The sequence below is a fragment of the Streptomyces sp. QH1-20 genome (assembly GCF_041283565.1).
Lineage (GTDB): Bacteria > Actinomycetota > Actinomycetes > Streptomycetales > Streptomycetaceae > Streptomyces > Streptomyces syringius.
Genome location: NZ_CP166299.1, coordinates 6,878,851 through 6,899,385 on the forward strand (window position 1 = coordinate 6,878,851; position 20,535 = coordinate 6,899,385).

The following is a 20,535-nucleotide window of genomic DNA, read 5'->3' on the forward strand; positions in this document are numbered from 1 at the left end:
TCCACCGGCCCCCGCTCACCCTCTCCCGTATTCCGTAAGGAGCATCACCATGAAGGCCATCAGCTACCGCGCCTACGGCGGACCCGAGGTCCTGGAGTTCGGCGAGCTCCCCGAGCCCAAGGTGGGCCCGGACTCGGTCCTGATCAAGGTCAGGGCCGCGGCCGTCAACCCCGTCGACTGGAAGGCCCAGGCGGGCTACCTCGACGGCATGCTCCAGGCCGTCTTCCCGGTCGTCCCGGGCTGGGACGTCTCCGGCGTCGTCGTCGGCCTGGGCGCGGACACCCCCGAGTTCGCGATCGGCGACGAGGTCATGGGCTACGTCCGTGAGGACCTCCTCTCCCGCGGTACCTTCGCCGAGTACGTGGCCGCACCGGTGCGCACCCTCGCGCGCAAGCCGGCCAACCTCACCTTCGAGCAGGCCGCGGGCATCCCGCTGGCGGGCCTGACCGCCTACCAGGCGCTGCGGGCGGCGGGCACCGGCGAGGGTGACACCGTCCTGGTGCACGCAGCCGCCGGCGGGGTCGGCACCATGGCCGTACAGCTGGCCAAGCACCTCGGGGCCCGCGTCATCGGCACGGCGGGCGAGCGCAACCACGACTACCTCCGCGGGCTGGGCGCCGAGCCCGTCACCTACGGGGACGGCCTGGCCGGGCGGGTGCGCGCCCTGGCGCCCGAAGGCGTCGACGTGGTCCTCGACCTGGTCGGCGGCGGAACGATCCACACCTCGCCCGAGGTGACCGCCCCCGGCGCCCGGCTGATCTCCATCGCGGACCCGGAGGTGTCGGCCCTCGGCGGCCGCCTGCTGTGGGTACGCCCCGACGCCGCCGACCTCACCGCGCTCAGCCACCTGGCGGAGCAGGGCGTGCTGACGGTCGAGGTCGCGGAGGTGTTCCCGCTGGAGAAGACGGCGGACGCGCAGCGGCTGAGCGCGGAGGGGCACACGCGGGGGAAGATCGTGGTCACGGTCTGACGTCCGTCGGTTTGGGCTGTCGGTCCGGTGCGGCGTCGTTTCGCCTGCGGCGGGGGCGGTGGGGTTCGGGCCGTCGGCCCTTGTGCGGGCCCGGCCGTGGGGCGGGCCCGTGCCGCTCCGGTGGGTCGCGGGCCCTCACGCCGGTGGGCCTGCGGCGCCTCCGTCCCTGGGTGGGGAAGGGTTGGGCACCCGGCACACCACGCAGTGGACGGTCATGCCCGCCGCTCAAGGCATGCTCAGCCGTCGGTACGCCTCCAGGCCGTCGGGGACACAGTCCCACTCCGGGAGCCGGGCCGTCAGTTCCTCGTCGGTGAGGAAGGCGTGCCAGGCGACCTCCTCGGCCTGGGGCGCGACCGGCAGGTCGCACCGCACCTCGTAGACCGCCGACCACCACGAGTGCTCCGGCGTGCGGTAGAGGAAGCGGAACAGCGGCGTGGGGGCGGGCAGGCCGCTGACGCCCAGTTCCTCCTCGGCCTCGCGCAGCGCCGCCGTGTCGTACGACTCGCCGGCTCCGACCACGCCGCCCACGAACATGTCGTAGCGCGAGGGGAAGACGAGCTTCGTGGCGGTGCGGCGGTGTACGAAGATCCGCCCCGCGCCGTCCCTGGCCAGGACGAAGACACAGCGGTGGCGCAGTCCGCGTGCGTAGGCCTCGCCGCGGGGCGCCTGGCCCACGACCTCGTCCCGCTCGTCGACGATGTCCAGCAGCTCGTCGGCCGGCAGCCCTTGCTGATCGGTCATACGGCCCATCCAACCAGCCGGCCCGCGTGCGCGGCTCAGCGCGGTGGGAGGTCGCGTACCCGGTCCGGGCCGCCCACCCCCGCCGGCATCGCCGGGTGGTGGCCGATCAGCACGATGCCGGTCACGATCGCCGCCAGCCCCGCCGCCTCCCAGGCCAGCGCCCCGGGTGTGGTCCGCACCTGGTCTCCCAGGAACCCCACCCCGCACACGATGCCCGCCAGTGGCTGGGCCGCCGTCAGCGCGGGCAGCGACAACCGCAGCGGGGCCGTCTCGAAGGCGCTCTGCACGAACAGCAGCCCCACCAGCCCGAGGGTCAGCACCGCGTACGGCTGCCAGCTCAGCAGCAGCGCGGTCCAGCCGCCGCTGTGCAGCCGCTGGCCGCTCAGCCGGGTCAGGGCGTCCTGCACGCCGTACAGCAGCCCCGCCGCCGCGCCCAGCAGCGCCGCCTCCACGACCACCCGGACCCGTCTGGAGACCGCCGCCAGCAGCAGTGCCGTGCCCACCATCGGGCCGATGAACAGCCATTGGCGCAGGGGATCGGCGGCGTCGTCACCGCCGTGCGGGCGGCCCGCGACGATGAACGCCGTCACCCCGCCCGCCAGCAGCCACAGCCCGCCCCAGCCCGCCGGTCCGAGCGGCTGCCCGGTCTGCCACCGGGACAGGGCCATCGCGAACAGCAGGTTCGTCGCCAGCAGCGGCTCCACCAGGGAGATCTCGCCCCGGCCGAGCGCCACCGCGCCGAGGGCCGTGCCGCACACCATCAGCCCGATGCCGGCCAGCCAGCGGGGCATCCGCGCGAGGTCCAGCAGCAGCCGGAAGGAGAGGAAGTCGCTCATCGGGGCGTGCTGGGCCGCGTTCTGCTGGAGCACGAATCCGACACCCAGGCAGCACGCCGCACTCAGGGCGAAGACGAAGACCGACACGCCGCGTACCTCAAGGCCACCGGGCCGTAGGAGACTTGACGGGACGAGGCTAACCGCCGTAGGGCGGTGCGACGGCCGGGCAACGGCCTTTCCGCTGGCGGGGCGGGCAAACGGCCGAACGGCCGGCCCGTCCCCACCCTCGCTACCGAACAGTCGTTCGTTGATCGGACGTACGGTCCTCGACAAGCAGAGCTGACGTGGCGTCAATTGATGAAGCGTCAGCGCAAGATCGGTCTTGACTCGGAGCCGTGACTACCGCTTTGCTGTGCGTGATTGCGACAGCTTGTTTGCGGACGCCTTGACCCGGCGCCCGGAGGGGACGTACGCCGTGGAGGAAGCCCGACGATGACGCCCCCACCCCCCTTGGGCCGCCCCCGGAACAAGGACGGGCTGACTTTCGACCCCGCCCTCGACGACACCGAACTCGCCACCGTCCGCGACGCGCTGGCGAGGGGGCGTTGGGCGGACGCCCGTAAGCTCCTCGCCGAAACCGGCGACGACTGGGACCGCCGCGGCCACCGCCTCACCGTCCTCGGTGAGGGCGCCACCAGCGTCGCCTGGGCCCGGGAATGGCAGCTCGCCGAGCCCGACAGCCCCGACGCCGCCGCCCTTCTCGCCTGCGCCACCGTCTTCAGGGCCGTGCGCGGCAAGGGCAGCCCCGAGGCGGCCCGCGCCTGCGCGCTGACCGCGGCCAGGATGGCCCCGGCCGATCCGACGCCATGGCTGGCCATCCTCGTCCTCGCCCGCCGGACCGGCACCGACGACGAGCGCGTCCGCGCCTTCGACCAGGTGCGCGCCCGCCACCGCGACCACCACCACGCGCACCATCTGATGGCCGCCTGCCTGGCCGAACACCAGAGGGACGACCGGGACGACCCGCTGCACGAGGTCTACGACTTCGCCTCCTGGGCCGCCGAGCAGGCACCCGCCGACTCGCCCCTGGCCGTGCTGCCCGTGGTGGCCCACGCCGAGCGTTACCGGGTCCTCGCCCGGGCCGGACTCGAACCCCGTGACCCCGCCCGCTCCGGGCACTGGACCACCCGGCGGGCCCGGCAGGTGATGAAGGCGGCCTTCGACTGGTGGCTCGAATGGGACGTCGACGAGGACGCCGCCGCCACCGCCCACCCCCGGCGCAAGGTCGATCTCAACTACCTCGCCCACGCCAAGCTCCACGAGGGCCGGATGGCCGAGGCCGCGGCCCTGCTCACCCGCATCGGCCCGCACGCCGTCCGCGCCCCCTGGTCCTACCCCGACCGGGACCCCGCCAAGGCGTTCCACGCCGCTCGCCGCGCCGCGCTCGGCGCGGCGTGACCCGCGCGGCCCCGTCGGCCGCGTGCGCACCCCCAACCCCGCTCACCCCCATGGGAAGGACGACCCCCGCCATGTCGACGGGCACCACGAGCGAGATCAGCACCTTCAAGGGCCAGGACAGACGGCTGCGCGCCGACCGGATAGGCCTGGCCGGACTGTTGCTGTCGGTGGTCGCCGCCAGCGCGCCCCTGATGGTCACGGCCGGCGTCATGCCCACCACCTACGGAACGATGGGCATCGTCGGGCAGCCCCTCCTCTACGTCATCCTCGGCGTGGTGCTGACCCTCTTCAGCTTCGGCTACGCCGAGATGAGCCGCCATGTCCACAACGCCGGGGCGTTCTATGCCTACATCGCCCGCGGCCTCGGTGGCACCGCGGGCGCCGCCGCCTCCGTCGTCGCGCTGGTCGCCTACAGCGCCATGCAGTTCGCGATCTACGGCATCTTCGGCTACGAGGTCTCCGGTCTGCTCGCCAGGTATCTGCACATCGACGTCGCGTGGTGGCTGCCCGCGCTCGGCGCCGTGGCCGTCGTCGGTGCCCTCGGCTGGCTCAAGATAGACCTCAACGCCAAGGTCCTCGGCGTGCTGCTGCTCGTCGAGTGTGCCATGGTCGCCCTCTTCGACATCGTGGGAGTCGCCAGCCCCGGCAAGGACGGCTTCTCGCTGCACGCGTTCAACCCCGAGACCCTCGGCGGCGCCGGGCTCGGCACCGCCCTCTGCTTCACCATCGCCTCCTTCGTCGGCTTCGAGCAGGCCGCCGTCTACGCCGAGGAGACCAGCCGCCCGCAGGAGGTCGTCGCCCGGGTGACCTTCCTCGCCGTCGGCTTCGTCGCCCTCTTCTACGCCGTCAGCTCCTGGGCGCTGACCGTCGCCGCCGGGCCCTCGCGGATCGTCGGCGAGGCCCGGAAGGAGGGCCCGAACCTGCTCTTCGCCCTCACCTCCGACCGGTTCGGCGGCGCGTTCGCCGATGTGATGCACGTCTTCTACGTGACCGGCATGTTCGCCGCGATGCTCAGCTTCCACAACGTCGTCGCCCGCTACGCCTTCGCCATGGGCCGCGAGGGCCTGCTGCCCGCCGCTTTCGGCCGTACCTCCAAGGCCAGCGGCGCGCCCGCCCACGGCTCGCTGCTCCAGAGCGTCGTCTCGCTGCTGGTCGTCCTGCTCTTCGCGATCACCGACGACAAGCCGCACGGCGATCCGACCGCACCCGTCCAGCGGCTGTTCACCTGGATGGGCAACGTCGGCGCGCTCGGCGTCATCGTCTTGATGACCGCCGCGAGCGCCGCCGTCATCGTCTTCTTCGTCCGCCGCGGCGCGGCCCGTGCCCAGGCCCCGCGGCTCGTCGCCTCCGGTGTCGCCGGGCTCGCGCTGCTCGCCATCATCGTCTACGCGGTCAAGGACTTCGATGTGCTGCTCGGTGCCGACCCCGGCCCGGTGCTGCGCTGGGCGCTGCCGGGCATCGTCGCCGCGGCCGTCGTCCTCGGGCTGGTCTACGGGCTGGTGCTGAAGTCCGCGCGGCCGGAGCGGCACGCCCGGATCGGGCTGGGCAACGAGGCGTTCCTGCTGGAGAAGGCAGCGGCCGCCCCCTTGTCCGAGTCGTCGAGCCGCTGACCGGTCTCAGGCTCCCGGGCCGCCCAGTTGCCCGCTCACCCGTCGCGAGACGGTGAATTCATAGAGGTCGAGCACCCCGGGCGGCTCCGCGAGCCCGGGGCCGCCCGCCCGCACCCACGCGGCGATGTCCGCCAGCGCGTCGTCGTCGTTGACCAGCCCCAGCCACACCGGCCGCCCCCCGGCGGCCCGGCCCGCAGCCGATGGCTGAACCACCATCACATTCGCCTGGTCGCACACGTCCAGGCACTCCGACGCGCGCACCTGCGCGGCCCCGTCGACGGCGCCGCGCAGCCTCGCTATCTGTCCGCCGTGGTCGACACCGGGGACCTTCGCCGGGTCGCCGCAGCAGCAGCCGCGGCAGACCGTGATCCGGCAGGGGGCGGGAGCGGAAGAGGCGCGTCGGGCGCTGTTCGAGATCACCGGCCCGATGATACGCAGACCGCCACCGCCCGTCCGTTGACGAGAGGATGACTGTATGTCCGGGAATATCGCCGTAGTCCGCCGCCCCGGCCCCCGCCTCGCCGAGGGTCTGGTGACCCATATCGAGCGCACCCCCGTCGATACCGCGCTCGCCCTGCGTCAATGGCACGGTTATGTCGAGGCACTGCGCACGCACGGCTGGCGGACCGTCGAGGCCGCCCCCGCCGACGACTGCCCGGACGGGGTCTTCGTCGAGGACACCATGGTGGTCCACCGGAACGTCGCCCTCATCGCCCGTTCCGGCGCGGCCGGCCGCCGGGCCGAGACGCCGGGGGCCGAGGACGCGGTCGCGGCCCTCGGCTGCTCCATCGATCGGCTCCGTGAACCCGGCACGCTCGACGGCGGCGACGTCCTCAAGGTCGGCGACACCCTCTACGTAGGACAGGGCGGACGCACGAACGCGGACGGCGTACGGCAATTGCGTGCGGTCTTCGGCCCGCTGGGCGCCCGGGTGGTGGCCGTCCCCCTCGCCGGCGGCAAGGTGCTGCACCTGAAGTCCGCCGTGACCGCGCTTCCCGACGGCACGGTCGTCGGCCATCCGTCGCTCGTCGACGACCCGTCCCTCTTCCCGCGCTTCCTGCCGGTGCCCGAGGAGTCGGGCGCGCACGTCGTGCTGCTGGGCGGCGACCGGCTGTTGATGGCCGCCAGTGCCCCGAGGACGGCCGCGCTGTACACCGGCCTGGGATATCGGCCGGTGGTGGTGGACATCGGCGAGTTCGAGAAACTGGAGGGCTGCGTGACCTGTCTGTCGGTGCGGTTGCGCGCGTTGCAGGCCGGTTGCGGTCCTGTTTCGGAAAATCCCCGGGCGGCACTGCTTGAACCGAGAAGGAATCACCTGGGGAGCGGTGTTCCCGAGCCATTCCTTTTGAGCCAGAGAGCCGAAACGGATCAGCGGCGCGAACTCTAGCCAACGTGCGTGCCGCTCCCTATTATTCGAACGCTCCCAGTCCTACGGACCGCAGGAGGGCAGCGCAGTGGCTTGGCATGTTCATGCCCATATCAAAATCGTGCTCGAAGGACAATGCCGTGGTCCATGGCTCTTTCGTCGGTCCGGAACCACTGACTCCTGACGCTCCCGCAGCCGAGTCGGCACCCCATCGACCCGCCCCTACCGCTCAGGGGAAAGCGTGAATTCACAGCCGTGATTCCCGCGGTGCGGGCACTTCAGGATCCTTTCGTCTTCCCCTCGCGCCGTATGGCGCGAAGACAATCGACAGGAGAACCCATGCCCGGCGGCCTTTTCACCGGCAGCGCGATCGCGGCGTTACTCGCCGCGCCGCTCGCCACGCACAACCCCGCGGCCCTCATCACCCCGCCCCCGGACAAAATCGTCATCGAGGTGGCGACCGTCAACGGGTCGGGATGTCCCGCGGGAACGGCGGCGGTGGCCGTCGCCCCCGACAACACGGCCTTCACCGTCACCTACAGCGACTACCTCGCCCAGGTGGGCGTCGGTTCCAAGCCGACCGACTTCCGCAAGAACTGCCAGCTGAACCTCATCGTGCACGTGCCGCAGGGCTTCACCTACGCGATCGCCAGCGCCGACTACCGCGGCTTCGCGTCCCTGGAGTCCGGTGCCGTCGGCACCCAGAAGGCGTCGTACTACTTCCAGGGGTCGTCCGCGACCACCCCGAGCAGTCACGCCTTCAGAGGCCCGTACAAGGACAACTGGCAGGCGAGCGACCGGGTCCCGGTCGGCGCGCTGGTCTGGGCGCCCTGCGGTGAGAAGCGGAACTTCAACATCAACACCGAACTCCGCGTCGGCGTCGGCAGCTCGGATCCGGCCAGGACGACGAGCTTCATGACGATGGACTCGACGGACGGCGACATCAACACGATCTATCACCTGTCCTGGAAGGAATGCCCCAGAAAGGCCTAGCCGCCACGCCCGGCGGACGGCCGGCGGCCCGCCGGAGCCACTCCGGCGGGCTTGCGACGCTCGCCGGCGCCGCCCGCCCGGGCTTTGCCCGCCTTTTGCATACCGGGACTTTATGCCCTTGCGTACCGCCTCACCTGCGGGGATAGCGCTCCGCACGCCCATCGTCACCCATAGGGTATAGACCTCTGGCGGAAATCGAGCGAATGTGGGAGATCCCCATGCGAAGACGAGCGGTCCGCACAGCCCCCAGGGCCGCCCAGGCGTCGGAGACGAGTCCTCGTTCAGCGCCCTTCGCGCTAGTCGATTGCCAGAGCCCCTATGCCTCCCAGTAGCCACACCCTGAGCTCCTCGCATACGGCCCACGCTTTTCCCGGAGCCTTCCCCGCCCTTCCCGGGCTCCCCGCCGCTCCGGACCCCCTCCGTACCCGGGCCGCGCATCCGCAGCGACTCCTCGGCCACTGGGGCCGCGGGATGCCGCTGTGCATGCACAGCCCGCCCTCGCGCTGGGCACCGCACTACCTGCCGCCCGGTCTGCCCTCCCACAGCATCTCGCTGCCCGCCTCGACCCGGTCCGTCGGGGCCGCGCGGCGCTTCAGCGAGCGCCTGCTGAGCGAGTGGGGGCTCGCCGAGCTCGCGGCGGACACCACGCTCCTGCTCTCCGAACTCGTCACCAACGCCATCGTGCACGTCCCGATGACGGCCGGTGACGTCCGCCTCGTCCTCACCCGCTCCGCCGACCACCTGGTCGCCCAGGTCACCGACGCCGGCGGGCTGCTGCCCCGCTGCGCCGAGGCCGGACCGGACAGCGAGAACGGCCGGGGGATGTGGCTCGTCGAGCAGATCGCCACCCAGTGGGGCCACCACGCGTGCGAGGAGGGGAAGACCGTCTGGTTCACCCTGCGCATCCCGGCGGGCACATCCGGGGCCTGAGACCCCGGGCACAGGCCTGCCGGCGGCCTCCCGCGGGGCCCGTACGCGCGCCGCGGGCTGCGAGGTGGGCCGGTTCGGAGAGACCATGGAAGTCGCTGCGGCGCACGGCACGAGGAACGAGGGACGGACGCAGAGGCACGAGGCCGCCGCACCACCCCTGAGCGGGCGGAGGGAGGACCTCGCATGGGCAGTGCCGAGACATTCCGGCCCGAGCCCGGCCGGATCCCGGCCGGGCGCACCGGCCGGCACCAGCCGGGCAGCCTGCTGGACGTCCTGAGCGTCGCCGCGGTGGTCCTGGACCAGGACGGCCGCATCGTGCTGTGGAGCCCCCAGGCCGAGGAGCTGTTCGGCTGGACCCCGGCGGAGGCGCTCGGGTCGTTCGCCGCCCGGCTGCTGGTCGCCGAGGAGGACTTCGAGACGGTCCTCGCGGAGTTCGCCCGGGTGGTCAGCGAGGGCGGCGGCTGGTCCGGTGTCTTCCCCGCCCGGCACAAGGACGGCGGCTCCCGGCTGATCGAGCTGCGCACCATGCGGCTGGAGGACGAGGACGGCAGGCTGTACGCCCTCGGGATGTCCACCGACCAGGCGGTCCTGCGGGACGTCGAACGGGACCTGGCGCTGTCGCTCCGGCTGGTGGCCCAGTCCCCGATCGGGCTCGCCGTGCTGGACACCGGGCTGCGGTACGTGCTGGTCAACCCCGCACTGGAGCGCATCAACGACCTGCCCGCCGAGCGGCACATCGGCCGGCACGTCCGGGAGGCCCTGCCGTACGCGGACACCGAGCAGATCGAGTCCGCGATGCGCCGGGTCATGGAGACCGGCAACCCGCTGCTGGACGAGTTCTCCGTCGGCCGCCCCGTGGGCAGCGGCGTCGGCCCCGACCGGGCGCTGCTGGTCTCCTACTACCGGCTGGAGGACCCCGGCGGCCGACCTCTGGGCCTCGCCACCTCCGTCGTGGACGTCACCGACCGGCACCGCGCGGCCGCCGAGGCCCGCCGCAGACTGTCCCTCGTCGCCGATGCCTCCGTACTGATCGGTACTACCCTCGACCTCGACCAGACCGCCCGGGAGCTCGCCGAGGTCGTCGTCCCCGACCTGGCGGACGTGGCCGCCGTCGACGTCCTCGACACCGTCCTGGGCGGCACCCGCTCCGGCTCCGTACCGGACGGGCAGGCGGCCGTCTTCCGCGCGCTGGCCGTGGCGGCGGGGGACACGGCCGAGGCCGCCGAGGCCGTCCGCGCGGCCGACCCCCCGGGGCAGATCGCGAAGTACGACGCCGACCGGCTGGTCACCCAATGCGTCAGCACCGGCCGCCCGGTCCACATCGCCCACGTCACCGCCGCCGACCTGCCGCGCATCGCCCGGGACGAGGACGCCGTCCGTCTGCTGGCCGACGCCGGCCTGCACTCGTACATGGCGGTGCCGCTGATCGCCCGGGGCGAGGTGCTCGGCGCCCTGGACCTCAAACGCATCGGCAACCCGGCGCCCTTCGGCGAGGACGATGTCGTCCTCGCCGGTGAACTGGCCGCCCGCGCCGCGGTCTGCATCGACAACGCCCGCTGGTACCAGCGCGAACGCGCCACCGCCCTCACCCTCCAGCGCGATCTGCTGCCGCACCGGCCCCCGCGGCTGGCGGGCCTGGACATCGCCTACCGCTACCAGCCCGCCGGGCTCGCCACCAACGTCGGCGGCGACTGGTTCGACGCCATCCCGCAGTCCGACGGCAAGAGCGCCCTCGTCGTCGGCGATGTGATGGGCAGCGGCATCAACGCCGCCGCGGCGATGGGACAGCTGCGCACCGCCGCCCGCACCCTGACCGGCCTCGGCATCGACCCGGCACAGGTGCTGCGCCACCTCGACGACACCGCTGCCGGGCTCGACCAGATGATCGCCACCTGCGTCTACGCCGTCTACGACCCCGAGCAGGGGCGGGCCCACGTGGCCAACGCCGGCCATCTGCCGCCCGTCGTCCTCCGCCCCGGCCGCCGTCCCGAACTGGTCGAACTCCCCACCGGGGCCCCGCTCGGCGTCGGCGGCATCCCCTTCGAGAGCGTCGCGGTGGAGCTGGCCCCCGGTGACCAGCTGATCCTCTACACCGACGGTCTGGTGGAGACCCGCGACGAGGCCATCGACTCCCGCCTGGAGGCCCTGCTGGCCCTGCTCGACGGCCCGCCCCGGGAGCCGGAGGCCACCTGCGACCTGCTGCTGAAGGACCTGCCCGAGGGCAACGACGACGATGTCGCCCTGCTCATCGCGCGGGTCCGACCCGAGCCGGAGTCGCCCGCACCGTGACGGGCAGTTCCCTGAGGGCGTGCGAGCGGAACGAGGTCCGCCAGCGCAGCCGGTCCGCGGGGACGGCGAGTTCCAGGCGGGGGAAGCGGCGCAGCAGCGTCTCCAGAGCGATCTGGATCTCCATCCGGGCCAGCGGTGCCCCGAGGCAGTAGTGGATGCCCTGGCCGAGCGCGAGATGCGCCTTGTCCGCCCGGTGGATGTCGAAGCGGTCCGGGTCCGGGTAGCGGGCGGGGTCGCGGTGGGCGGAGGCCAGGCAGAGCAGCACCGTGTCGCCGACCGGGATCCGTACCCCGCCGAACTCGACGGGCTCGGTGGGGAAGCGGCGGATGGCCATCTGGTTGGGGTGCGCGTAGCGCAGCAGCTCCTCGACGGCCGCGGGCAGCAGCCCCGGATCGGCCCGTACCTCGGCGAGCTGGCCGGGGTGGTTCAGCAGGGTCAGCAGACCGCCGCTGATCAGGTGCTGGGCGTTCTCGCTGCCGGCCATGAGGATCAGGAAGGCGAGGGAGACCAGCTCGTCCTCACTGAGCCGGTCGCCGTCGTCGCGGGCGGCGATGAGCGCCGAGAGGAGGTCGTCGCCGGGCGCTTCCCGGCGGGCCGCGACGAGGTCCACCAGGAAGCGGTGGATATGGTCCACGGCCTCCACGATCTGCCGCGGGTGCTCGGGGGCGAGCATGGTCGCGACCCGCTCCGAGAAGGGCCGGCGGTCCGCCTCCGGCACCCCGAGCAGATCCCCGATGACGACCAGCGGCAGCGGATTGGCGAACGTGGCGACGACGTCGACGGGATCCGCACCGTCGGTGAGCCCGGCGGCGAGTTCGTCGGCGAGCCGGTCCGCCGCGGCCTGTACGCGCCCCCGCAGGTCCTCGACGCGCCGCGGCGTGAAGCCCTTCGAGACCAGGCGGCGCAGCCGCAGATGGTCCTCGGGGTCGATGTTCAGGAGATTGGCGTCCAGCGCCGGGGGCAGGGAGAAGCCCTTGTAGCCCACGCCGGAGCGGTCCTTGTTGACCGACAGCCGCGGATCGGTGATACCGGCACGTACATCGGCCTCCCGGGTCACGAGCCAGACCGGGGAGCCGTCCGGCAGCGCGACGCGGTGCACGGGCGCGGCGTCGCGCAGCCGCGCGTAGGCGGGGTAGGGATCGGCGAAGAAGGACCCCGTGAAGGGCTGGGGGAGCGCGGTGGTCTCGGTCCGGTCTGTCATGCGGTCTGCTCCGACGAGGCGTGGCTGAGCGGGGTACGGGTGAGGGTGTCCGCCACGACCGGGGACGTGGCGAAGGCGCGGGCCAGCGTGCGCTGGAAGGACAGTTCGGCGGCCAGGTCCTGGGGTTCGGCGGCGAGTGGGGTGCTCACGTGCTCGGCGGGCCGCGGACCGTGCTCCTTCGCCCGCAGAGCGGCGGCGAGCAGCGCGGCCTCGACGGTCGCGGCGAGGTCGTCGCCCGTCAGCCCGGCGTCCGCGGCCCGGGCCCGCGCGGTGTCCGCGACGGCGGGGTCCATCCAGGTCCGCAGGGCCCACTGGGCGTCGCGGATCTCGATCACCGTGCGGTACACCCGGGTGCGGCGGTCCGCGTCCGGCTCCAGTTCGAGCACCGGCTCGGGCACCTGGGCGGTCAGGACCCGGTGCAGGGGCCGCAGTTCGGCGTGGGCCCGGCGCAGGTCGATCCGTGCCCACAGGGCGCTGAGGGAGCGCCCCCAGTCGGGCATCGTCCAGCCCGCCGTCTTCCCGATCGTGTTGACCGTGACCGCGAACGGCACGATCGCCTCCCAGGCGTGGCCCGTCGTGCCGAACTGCCCGGCGACGATGTCGGCGGCCCGGCAGCCCGCGTAGAGCAGGCCGGCGGGCAGCGTGAGGGCCACGAGCCGCAGACCGCGGCGCAGCCACGGGGTGGGGGCGATGTCGGCGTAGCGCCAGCACAGGATGCACACGTCGATCTGATTCCAGGCGTAGGCGATCAGATAGACGCTGAGGTACGCGGGGTAGAACTGCGCCCTGCTCAGCGCGAAGTCGGTGGGGCGCTCGTGGAGCTCGGTGGCCACGGAGAACAGCGTCACCATGACGAGGATGGTGGCGCCGATGCCGATGAGCCGCGGCGTCGCCTTGCGCCAGGCGACCTTCCGTTCGTAGGTGAGGTGCAGCAGGACCAGCTGCTGACAGGCGGTCAGGAGCATGACGCAGCTCTGGGTGAACAGGCCCGAGAAGTTACGGATGCCCACCGCCTCGCTGGTCGCCACCCAGACCGCCGGGGTCGACACGGTGAAGATCAGGAAGGGTATGAAGAAGTTTCCGGCGAGGGCCCATTGCGCGGGGGACCGGTCGACGCGCAGGACTCTGGCCTTGTAGAGGAATGCCAGGAGGTTCACCGCGGCGCACGTCGGATACATGACGCTGTTCAGGGTGTTGTTCATTCGTTCCGTTCGTCTCGCTCACGGGCCGGGCGCTCCAGCGCGGACAGCCGGGCCGCGAGTTCCGCGGCCTCCGGTGGTACCTCCCAGACGCGTCGGGTGGTCCAGGTGCCGATGCGCCGGCCGAGGAGGGAGCCGATGAACTCGGCCTCGCGCTCGGCCGGCGAGTGCGCGTGCTCCCGGCCCAGGACCCGCTGCACCAACTCCGGGTCGAGGGAGGGCAGCAGCAACCGGGTCGCCTCGGGCGTCATCACCGGGGCCGCCTCGTGGTCGCAGACGAAATGCCCGATCTCATGGAGAATGACCTGGCGTTGGTGAATGGGCGCGAGCCGCGCCTCGAACGCGATGAAGTCCCGCTCCTCCGCCGATACCCACATTCCGTCGGGGCTGCCGGGCGGAAGCGCGAGCGGCACCAGATGAATGGGCCGGCCGAACCGCTCGCCGAGATGGTCGCAGAGCGACTGAATGGTCAGTTCGCCCGGCGGAAGCCGGAGCGCGCGCACGCGCTCCTCACAATCGAGCCGGAACGAGGTGAATTCATGGTCCGGCTCTTTCCGGCGCCAGCGCATCACCATCATCAACGGTCGTCGTTCGAAGCCGGCGGCCCGGCCGGCGCCGGAAGGTCCCGTAACTCGTTCTGCGCCTTCGCCGCGGAGGCGAGGATCTCCTGGAGCAGCCCCGACAGCCGGTCCACCGGCGGGGCGTGGCCGGCCCCGGGGGCGCCGTGCGCGGCGGTGCGCAGGGCCACGCCCTCCACGCGCTGGGTGCGCAGCACGCGCAGGGTCTCCAGCTCCTCGTTCACCTGCTGGAAGACCTGCTCGTCCAGGAAGTACGCGTCGCGGGAAATGCCCAGACTGTAGGAGACCTTGAGCAGGGTCTCCAGCGTGAGGTTCGAGCCGTCCGCGGATTCCGCGTGGGAGAGCGTGCGCTTGGAGACACCCGCGCGCTCGGCCAATCCGGCCAGGGTGAAGGGACCTTCGGGGTGATGCCGGCGCACGTATCGCAGTCGACGGGCGATTTCGGCCTTCGCCGCCTGGATCCGCTGCTCCAGGGAGGGCCGTGCCGACGCCTCCGGAGCCCCACCCCCCTGATTCATCCTTCAACCTCTCGGATGTCGACGCGCGGCACCGTGGGCGCCGCGGCGCGGCAGTGTGCCAACCGGAGGACTCTAACTTCCTGGTGAAGCCCCTAGCCAGTCTCTGCCCGGCCGTTCCGCCGCCGAGAGCGGACCCCCGCGCGGTGCGGGCACCGGCGCAAGGATCGAATGCCCGGCTTGCTGGCGGTGCATACGGATTTGAGGTCGCGTGCGAGTGCATTATGTTGCAACTTCGATGCAGCAAGTTGCGATGACCGGATCCGGATGACTAACGTCCCCGGTGTTGCGTGCGGCGGTCACTCAGAGCCACGGGGGTGCATTGAGTGACGCCGCCGTTCCTTTTTCTCGGGGCTCGAAAATCTGTGCGCGTAAAAGCGCGTAAAATACGGACACCATGTACCGCACCATGATGAAGTCCAAGATCCATCGCGCCACCGTGACCCAGGCGGACCTGCACTATGTGGGTTCCCTGACGATCGACGCCGATCTGATGGAAGCCGCCGACCTGCTGCCCGGTGAGAAGGTCGACATCGTCGACATCGACAACGGCGCCCGGCTGTCGACCTATGTCATCGAAGGGCCCCGCGGCTCCGGGGTGATCGGTATCAACGGCGCCGCCGCGCGTCTGATCAGCCCCGGTGACCTGGTCATCATCATCGCCTACGGCTCGATGGACAGCGCGGAGGCCGCCGCCTTCGAGCCCCGGGTCGTCTTCGTCGACGAGCGCAACGCCGTCGTCGACCTCGGCAGCGACCCGGCCGCCGTCCCGGACGGATCCGGCCTGCGCCGGGGCGACCTCGTGGAGAGCTGAGCCCAGCCGAATCCAGCCCGTCCGGCGATTGAGGACACCGCCACGCAGCGGAGGTGCGGGCCTACGCGGCCGCCGCCTCCGCCACGGCGCGAGCCGTCAGCTCCCCGGCCCGGCGGACGCGCTCGTCCTCGCTCGGACGACAGCGGCCGAGTTCCGGGTCGTACGCCGCCATGATGGTGCCCGCGTGGTCGGCCCCCACCTCGTCGAGACGGGCCGCCCAGCCGTGCGTCTCCAGGGCCGCCACCAGATCGCGGGAGAACGCGACGTCGATCTGTTCGTCCGCCGTGCCGTGCACCAGACGGACCGGCACCGGTGACGCGGCGGGGCCGGCGGCCAGATCGACCAGGGGCACGTGGCCCGTCGACCGTGCCGGACGGTCGTACCGCGAGGCGATCCCCACGACCGCCCTGGGGCGCCAGCCGTCGGCCACCTCCGGATGCAGCGCGACCCCCAGCGCGGCGGAGGCCCCCGCCGACCAGCCGGCGAGCACGATCCGGTCCGCGTCGCCGCCGTGCTCGGCGGCCCGCGCACGGACGAACTCCAGCGAGCCCAGCAGATCCGCGCGCCCGCCGTCGGCCGCGTCGGAACGCCAGTCCGGCGCGAAGACGAGGACCCCGTGGGCCGCGACCTCCCGCGCGAGCGGCATGAGGATGTCCCGCTCGTCGGGGCCTATCCCGTGCCACAGCAGCACCGTCGGCAACGGCGCCGGGGCACGCTCCGGCCGGTAGACGTCGATGGACTTGCCGTGGGGCGCCAGGGCGAGCCGCTGCTCGACACCGCTGCGTACGGGCATGCCGGACCTTCCGATCGGGAACGGAGACCTCACAAGTCGTCACGCTATCAACCGGCTTCCGGTGCGCGGCCGTCCCCCGGGACGGCCGCGCGGGCCGTACTCCCGGGCCGGTCGGCGACCTCGGCCGGCAGGGCCGCGAAGGCGACCGCCACCCGCACCAGCCAGGCGGTCTCCGCGCCGAGGTCGGTGAACGCCGGGCCCTCGGCCCCGACCCGGGCGCGGTCGGCGTCGGCCACCGTCCGGCCCTGGGCCCGCGCCCGCAGGGCCGAGGCGATGCGCAGGGCCTCGACCCTCGCCCGTAGCTCGTCCCCGGACAGCCCCACCTCCCGGCTCGCGCGGGTCACCTCCGCCATCGCCGCCGGATCGGCGTGGGCCCGCAGGGCGAGCTGACCGTCCCTGATCTCGATCACCCGGCGGTAGAGCCGGAACTCCAGCTGCCGTACCGCCAGCCGGTCGGCCAGCTCGCTGCGTGCCGGGGCGAGCGCGATGGTGGGGACGGCCTCATGGAGCGCCGCCCACAGCGGATAGAGCCGGCGGTGCCGTCGGTACGCCGTCACCCACCGGCCGGCCGCGGCCACCCGCGGGCCCCACCCCGGCAGCGTCCAGCCCACCACGGTGAGCGCGGAGCCGAGGTCCCCGCACAGCCAGGCGACGGTCTCCAGATGGCGCAGATCGAAGCCGAAGGCGATGCCGAGGATGTTGCCGGCCCGGATGGCGCCGTAGCCGAGGGTGATGAACGCCCCGACGGCCGTCACCCGCAGCCCCCGCCGCAGCCAGGTCCGCCCCGCCACCGCGGAGTAGCTCCAGCAGACGCGGACGATGGTGATCTCGCCGATCAGATACGTCCCGATGTACAGGGACAGGTAGGCGAGATAGTACGGGTCGTGCACGTAGTAGAGGGTGAAGTCCCTCGGGCGCTGCGCGGTCGGGGTGAGCAGCCAGAAGAGGGTGACCAGCGAGGCGATCGCCGCGACCCCGAAGCACAGCTGCAGCCGGACCAGGACGCGGGCCCGCTCGGGCGGGCGCGCCCAGTACGTCAGCACGACCTGCTGGCCCACCAGGAGCGCCATCACACAGCTCTGGGCGAGCAGTGCCGCGATGTTCGGCACCCCCAGGAGACCGTCGACGCGGACCCACACCATGGGCAGCGAGATGAAGAAGCTCAGGCCCGAGAGGGCGAAGACGGCACACAGGGCGAGAAGGGCGGGGTCGGCCGGGTTCTGCCGCAGGGAACGCAACTTGTAGAACAGCCCGGCCCAGGCGGCGACGGCGCCGAACGCGTGGAGGGAGGTGATCACGTCTCGTCCAGGGGGGAGCTGCGCAGCGACCGGTCCAGCCGCCCGACGCTTTCGGCTGCCTCGGAGGGCACGGTCCAGTTGCGCTCCAAGGGGCGCCGGTTGGCCTCCTGGAGGATCAGGGAGGCGATCATCTCGGCCTCCTGCTCCTCGGCCGAGGTGTAGTACGTGCGCTGCAGCACGCTCTCCACCATCCGCGGATCGAGCGTCGGCAGCACCAGGCGCGAGGTCTCCTCGCCCAGCACCGCGTTCTCCTTGTGACCGCAGATCACATGGCCCAATTCGTGGGCGATGATGTGCTCCTGATGGAGCGGGCTGGTGTCGGATTCGTAGAAGATGTAGTCGACTTCGGGCCCGGAGATCCACAGCCCGCAGGGCCCGTCCACGGGCAGATGGATGGCCTCCAGGCGAATGGGCCGGCCATGGCGCTCGGCGACCCGCTCGCACAGCTCCCAGACGTCGAACGGCGTGGGTATGTCCAGACTGCGAACCCGTTCCAGGCTTCGCCGGTGCAGCCTCTTGAAGTTCATTGGTGTCACTCCCCCGTGGCGTTGTCGCGCCGTGCCTCCGACGCTGCTAGGGGTGGTGTTTCTCGGGCCGGTTGGCCGGCAGGCCCTCCAGCTCCCGGACACGCTCGATCACTTCATTGATCGAATGCAGACTCTTGGGGGACAGCCCGGCCGCCCGCAGCGCGACCCGCTGCACCTGGGTGTCGCGGAAGGCGACGAGCAGGCGCAGGTCGGCGTTGACGGCCTCGGTCACCCGGTCGTCGAAGAAGTAGGCCGGCGGCACGCCGAAGAACTTCGCCAGCGCCTCCAGGTGCCGCAGCGTCGGATTGTCGCGCTGACCCTTGCGCAGCAGCCAGATGTAGCTCCCGGAGATCGACACACCCCCGGCGGTGATCGAGCGCGCCACTTCCTCGGTGCTGTACGGCTCACGGCCGGCCGGTACCACCGTGTTGAACAAGTGGTTGAGCTTGTCGGCGAGCGTGTGCTCGGCAAGGGCGTCGGGGTCGTTCATGATCACACCTCCCTCCAGCGGGTCAATCTAGCTTAGAGGTCACTGCGGCCCCATGAGGCGCACCTGGCAATGCGGTTGACAGCCATACCGGTCGCTGCCTAGCGTCCCTGCTGTCGGTGGGATCAACTGGTGTTGGATCGCCCGCTCCGGCGGTCGATTGCCAGTTGGCGAGGCGGGGGCCCCGGAGAACTGTCTTCGTCGCGCGCGTGATCTCCATCGTGGTCCGTCGGAGGAGTTCCTGGAAGGGTGTCGTGACGACTTCGGAATGTGCTCGATCGGGAGAGTTGGCAACGGACGCCCCGGCCGCGGAGTTCGCGGTGCGTGAGGCGGGCGTGCACAGTGAGAGCGGAGCGGACCGCTGTCTGACGGCAGTGGTCCCGCTCGACGCGTTATTGCCCGCCGACTCCCCCCGCGTGGCCGGCGAGGACCCCCGCCATGTCCACGCGCTCGCCCAACTCGACGCCCGTCTCCCGCCGATCATCGTGCACCGCTCGACGATGCGCGTCGTCGACGGCATGCACCGGCTGCGGGCCGCGCGGCTGCGCGGCGACGACCGCATCACGGTCCGCTTCTTCGAAGGCAGCGAGGCGGACGCCTTCGTCTACGGCGTCCGCCTCAACACCCTCCAGGGGCTGCCGCTCAGCCCCGCCGACCGCACCGCCGCCGCCGAGCGCATCATCGGCACCCACCCGCAGTGGTCGGACCGGCTGATCGCCTCGGCGACCGGTCTCGCCGCGAGCACGGTCGCCTCGCTGCGCAGACGATGTGCGGGCAGCGTGCAGGTGAACGCCAGGACCGGCCGCGACGGACGGGTCCGCCCGCTCAACGCGGCGGAGGGGCGCCGACGGGCCGTCGCGCTCATCACCGCCAAGCCGCACGCCAGTCTGCGGGAGATCGCCGATGTCGCCGGAATAGCCGTCGGCACCGCGCGGGACGTACGGCAGCGGCTGCGCCTGGGCGAGGACCCGGTGCCGAAGAAGCTGCGGGAGGCGGAGAGCCGCACGGCCGCCGACTCCTCCATGACACTGCGCACCACCCCCGTGGCCTCCGCGCCGGTGACCACGGGCGGGGAGCAGCCGCTGCCCAATCTGCGCCGCGACCCCTCCCTCCGCTTCACCGAGGGCGGCCGGGCGCTGCTCCAACTCCTCAGCGCCCACGCCATGGGCGGCGAGCGTTGGCAGCGGCTCGTCGAGAGCGTCCCCGCGCACCGCACCGCGATGGTGGCCCAGGCCGCCCGGAACTGCGCGGAGGCGTGGCAGCGCTTCGCGCTGGAGCTGGAGCGGAAGGGCGCCTGAGGTCAGTCCCGCAGCCGGATGCGGAAGGAACCCTGCTTGTCGGTCTGGGTGAGCGAGGCCTCGCCCCGCGCCTTGGCGTACGCGCCGGTACCGCCGGTCACGGCGGCGGTACCGGTGTGCGGGCCACGGCCGAAGCGGTCGGTCATCGACGTCAGCACCAGGGTGCCGTTCTCGGTGCGCAGCACCCGCTGGCACTGCGTGACCACGCCCTCGTACCGGGCGAGGACCACGTCGCAGCGGTCGCTCCCGTCGCCCACGCGGCGACCGGCGCTCTCCTTGCCGTCCTTGCCGGTCTCGGTGGTGTGCACATCGAAGTAACTCACCCAGTGGTCCCCGGCCTTGGGGTACTCGGTCCGGGTGTCGGTCTTCTCCACGGTGGTCAGCCGCAGCTCCGTGTCCTCCTGGGCGGCGGAGGCGGTGTGCGGGGACGTCAGGCCGAAGGCCACGGCCCCGAGGGCCGCCGCACCGGCGACGGCGGCGGCGACGGTACGGCGGGGACGGTCACGGAACATCGGTTCCTCCAGATCGGGTCGGGGGCGGTCCGCCGGACCACCGGGCTCCCCCCACCCGCCTCGTCCGACGCCGCGTTCACCTCGACTCCCGACCGTACCGCCCGGCCGACGCCGCCGACAGAACATCACCCGCCAGAGAAAAACGTTCATCCGGCGGACTGACCACGACCGTTGTCCCGT

20 protein-coding genes and 1 pseudogene are annotated in these 20,535 nt (G+C 72.2%); 9 read left to right on the forward strand and 12 right to left on the reverse strand.

From position 1 onward, the window contains the following. Positions 1-49: 49 nt before the first annotated feature. A complete protein-coding gene (locus AB8O64_RS30980; RefSeq protein ID WP_370422789.1) occupies positions 50-970 on the forward strand; it encodes an NADP-dependent oxidoreductase in 921 nt (306 codons plus the stop codon). A gap of 225 nt (positions 971-1,195) precedes the next feature. Here the strand turns inward: AB8O64_RS30980 and AB8O64_RS30985 are convergent, their stop codons facing one another. Both AB8O64_RS30985 and AB8O64_RS30990 read right to left on the reverse strand, forming a co-directional pair. Further along, positions 1,196-1,711: an NUDIX hydrolase gene (locus AB8O64_RS30985; protein WP_370422791.1), complete on the reverse strand. Its 516-nt coding sequence runs from the start codon at positions 1,709-1,711 to the stop codon at positions 1,196-1,198. 35 nt (positions 1,712-1,746) lie between these two features. Beyond that, positions 1,747-2,634, reverse strand: coding sequence for a DMT family transporter (locus AB8O64_RS30990; RefSeq protein ID WP_370422792.1), 888 nt, complete (start codon positions 2,632-2,634; stop codon positions 1,747-1,749). Positions 2,635-2,979: 345 nt separating this feature from the next. On the opposite strand from AB8O64_RS30990, the gene AB8O64_RS30995 reads away from it, so the two are divergent. Beyond that, a complete protein-coding gene (locus AB8O64_RS30995) occupies positions 2,980-3,945 on the forward strand; it encodes a hypothetical protein (protein WP_370422793.1) in 966 nt (321 codons plus the stop codon). A gap of 71 nt (positions 3,946-4,016) precedes the next feature. Next, entirely contained in the window at positions 4,017-5,555 is a 1,539-nt protein-coding gene (locus AB8O64_RS31000; RefSeq protein WP_370422795.1) for an APC family permease, read from the forward strand. Positions 5,556-5,561: 6 nt separating this feature from the next. Here the strand turns inward: AB8O64_RS31000 and AB8O64_RS31005 are convergent, their stop codons facing one another. Next, the gene (locus AB8O64_RS31005; RefSeq protein WP_370424023.1) at positions 5,562-5,972 is read right to left on the reverse strand and encodes a (2Fe-2S) ferredoxin domain-containing protein; all 411 of its coding nucleotides are present in this window, start codon (positions 5,970-5,972) and stop codon (positions 5,562-5,564) included. Positions 5,973-6,030: 58 nt separating this feature from the next. Here AB8O64_RS31005 and ddaH point away from each other — a divergent pair. The 4 genes and pseudogenes from ddaH to AB8O64_RS31025 all read left to right on the forward strand — a co-directional run. Further along, a pseudogene (gene ddaH, locus AB8O64_RS31010) lies at positions 6,031-6,810 on the forward strand (dimethylargininase); the annotation flags it as partial. Between the two features lie 450 nt (positions 6,811-7,260). Next, positions 7,261-7,914 carry a DUF4360 domain-containing protein gene (locus tag AB8O64_RS31015; RefSeq protein WP_356457007.1) on the forward strand — a complete coding sequence of 218 codons (654 nt, stop codon included), beginning with the start codon at positions 7,261-7,263 and terminating at the stop codon, positions 7,912-7,914. A 483-nt stretch (positions 7,915-8,397) separates the two neighbouring features. Then, entirely contained in the window at positions 8,398-8,844 is a 447-nt protein-coding gene (locus AB8O64_RS31020; RefSeq protein WP_370422797.1) for an ATP-binding protein, read from the forward strand. A gap of 183 nt (positions 8,845-9,027) precedes the next feature. Then, positions 9,028-11,133, forward strand: coding sequence for a SpoIIE family protein phosphatase (locus AB8O64_RS31025; protein ID WP_370422799.1), 2,106 nt, complete (start codon positions 9,028-9,030; stop codon positions 11,131-11,133). Here AB8O64_RS31025 and AB8O64_RS31030 read toward each other — a convergent pair. The 4 genes from AB8O64_RS31030 to AB8O64_RS31045 all read right to left on the reverse strand — a co-directional run bounded on the left by AB8O64_RS31030 (position 11,090) and on the right by AB8O64_RS31045 (position 14,629). After that, positions 11,090-12,334 carry a cytochrome P450 gene (locus AB8O64_RS31030; protein WP_370422800.1) on the reverse strand — a complete coding sequence of 415 codons (1,245 nt, stop codon included), beginning with the start codon at positions 12,332-12,334 and terminating at the stop codon, positions 11,090-11,092. The genes AB8O64_RS31025 and AB8O64_RS31030 overlap by 44 nt on opposite strands. Then, a complete protein-coding gene (locus AB8O64_RS31035) occupies positions 12,331-13,536 on the reverse strand; it encodes an MAB_1171c family putative transporter (RefSeq protein WP_370422802.1) in 1,206 nt (401 codons plus the stop codon). Before AB8O64_RS31035 ends, AB8O64_RS31030 begins: the two co-directional genes overlap by 4 nt. After that, the gene (locus AB8O64_RS31040) at positions 13,533-14,036 is read right to left on the reverse strand and encodes an ImmA/IrrE family metallo-endopeptidase (RefSeq protein WP_370422804.1); all 504 of its coding nucleotides are present in this window, start codon (positions 14,034-14,036) and stop codon (positions 13,533-13,535) included. Before AB8O64_RS31040 ends, AB8O64_RS31035 begins: the two co-directional genes overlap by 4 nt. Before the next feature lie 74 nt (positions 14,037-14,110). After that, on the reverse strand, positions 14,111-14,629 hold the full coding sequence (locus tag AB8O64_RS31045; RefSeq protein ID WP_370422805.1) for a helix-turn-helix domain-containing protein: 519 nt from the start codon (positions 14,627-14,629) through the stop codon (positions 14,111-14,113). Between the two features lie 394 nt (positions 14,630-15,023). On the opposite strand from AB8O64_RS31045, the gene panD reads away from it, so the two are divergent. Continuing rightward, positions 15,024-15,440 (forward strand): aspartate 1-decarboxylase, encoded by a 417-nt coding sequence (panD, locus tag AB8O64_RS31050; RefSeq protein WP_356457021.1) that lies wholly within the window; start codon positions 15,024-15,026, stop codon positions 15,438-15,440. A gap of 61 nt (positions 15,441-15,501) precedes the next feature. Here the strand turns inward: panD and AB8O64_RS31055 are convergent, their stop codons facing one another. Genes AB8O64_RS31055 through AB8O64_RS31070 form a run of 4 tightly spaced genes read right to left on the reverse strand, consistent with a single transcriptional unit; the run spans position 15,502 to position 18,548 of the window. Next, positions 15,502-16,233 carry an alpha/beta hydrolase gene (locus AB8O64_RS31055; RefSeq protein ID WP_370422807.1) on the reverse strand — a complete coding sequence of 244 codons (732 nt, stop codon included), beginning with the start codon at positions 16,231-16,233 and terminating at the stop codon, positions 15,502-15,504. Positions 16,234-16,280: 47 nt separating this feature from the next. Next, positions 16,281-17,531: an MAB_1171c family putative transporter gene (locus AB8O64_RS31060; RefSeq protein ID WP_370422808.1), complete on the reverse strand. Its 1,251-nt coding sequence runs from the start codon at positions 17,529-17,531 to the stop codon at positions 16,281-16,283. Then, on the reverse strand, positions 17,528-18,058 hold the full coding sequence (locus AB8O64_RS31065) for an ImmA/IrrE family metallo-endopeptidase (protein ID WP_370422810.1): 531 nt from the start codon (positions 18,056-18,058) through the stop codon (positions 17,528-17,530). The genes AB8O64_RS31060 and AB8O64_RS31065 overlap by 4 nt, the downstream gene beginning before the upstream one ends. A 46-nt stretch (positions 18,059-18,104) precedes the next feature. Further along, positions 18,105-18,548 carry a helix-turn-helix domain-containing protein gene (locus tag AB8O64_RS31070; RefSeq protein ID WP_366686815.1) on the reverse strand — a complete coding sequence of 148 codons (444 nt, stop codon included), beginning with the start codon at positions 18,546-18,548 and terminating at the stop codon, positions 18,105-18,107. A 284-nt stretch (positions 18,549-18,832) separates the two neighbouring features. Here AB8O64_RS31070 and AB8O64_RS31075 point away from each other — a divergent pair, with 284 nt between their 5' ends. Continuing rightward, positions 18,833-19,843, forward strand: coding sequence for a streptomycin biosynthesis protein (locus AB8O64_RS31075; RefSeq protein WP_370422811.1), 1,011 nt, complete (start codon positions 18,833-18,835; stop codon positions 19,841-19,843). Positions 19,844-19,845: 2 nt separating this feature from the next. Here AB8O64_RS31075 and AB8O64_RS31080 read toward each other — a convergent pair whose 3' ends face one another. Beyond that, entirely contained in the window at positions 19,846-20,355 is a 510-nt protein-coding gene (locus AB8O64_RS31080; RefSeq protein WP_370422813.1) for a hypothetical protein, read from the reverse strand. Between the last annotated feature and the right edge of the window lie 180 nt (positions 20,356-20,535).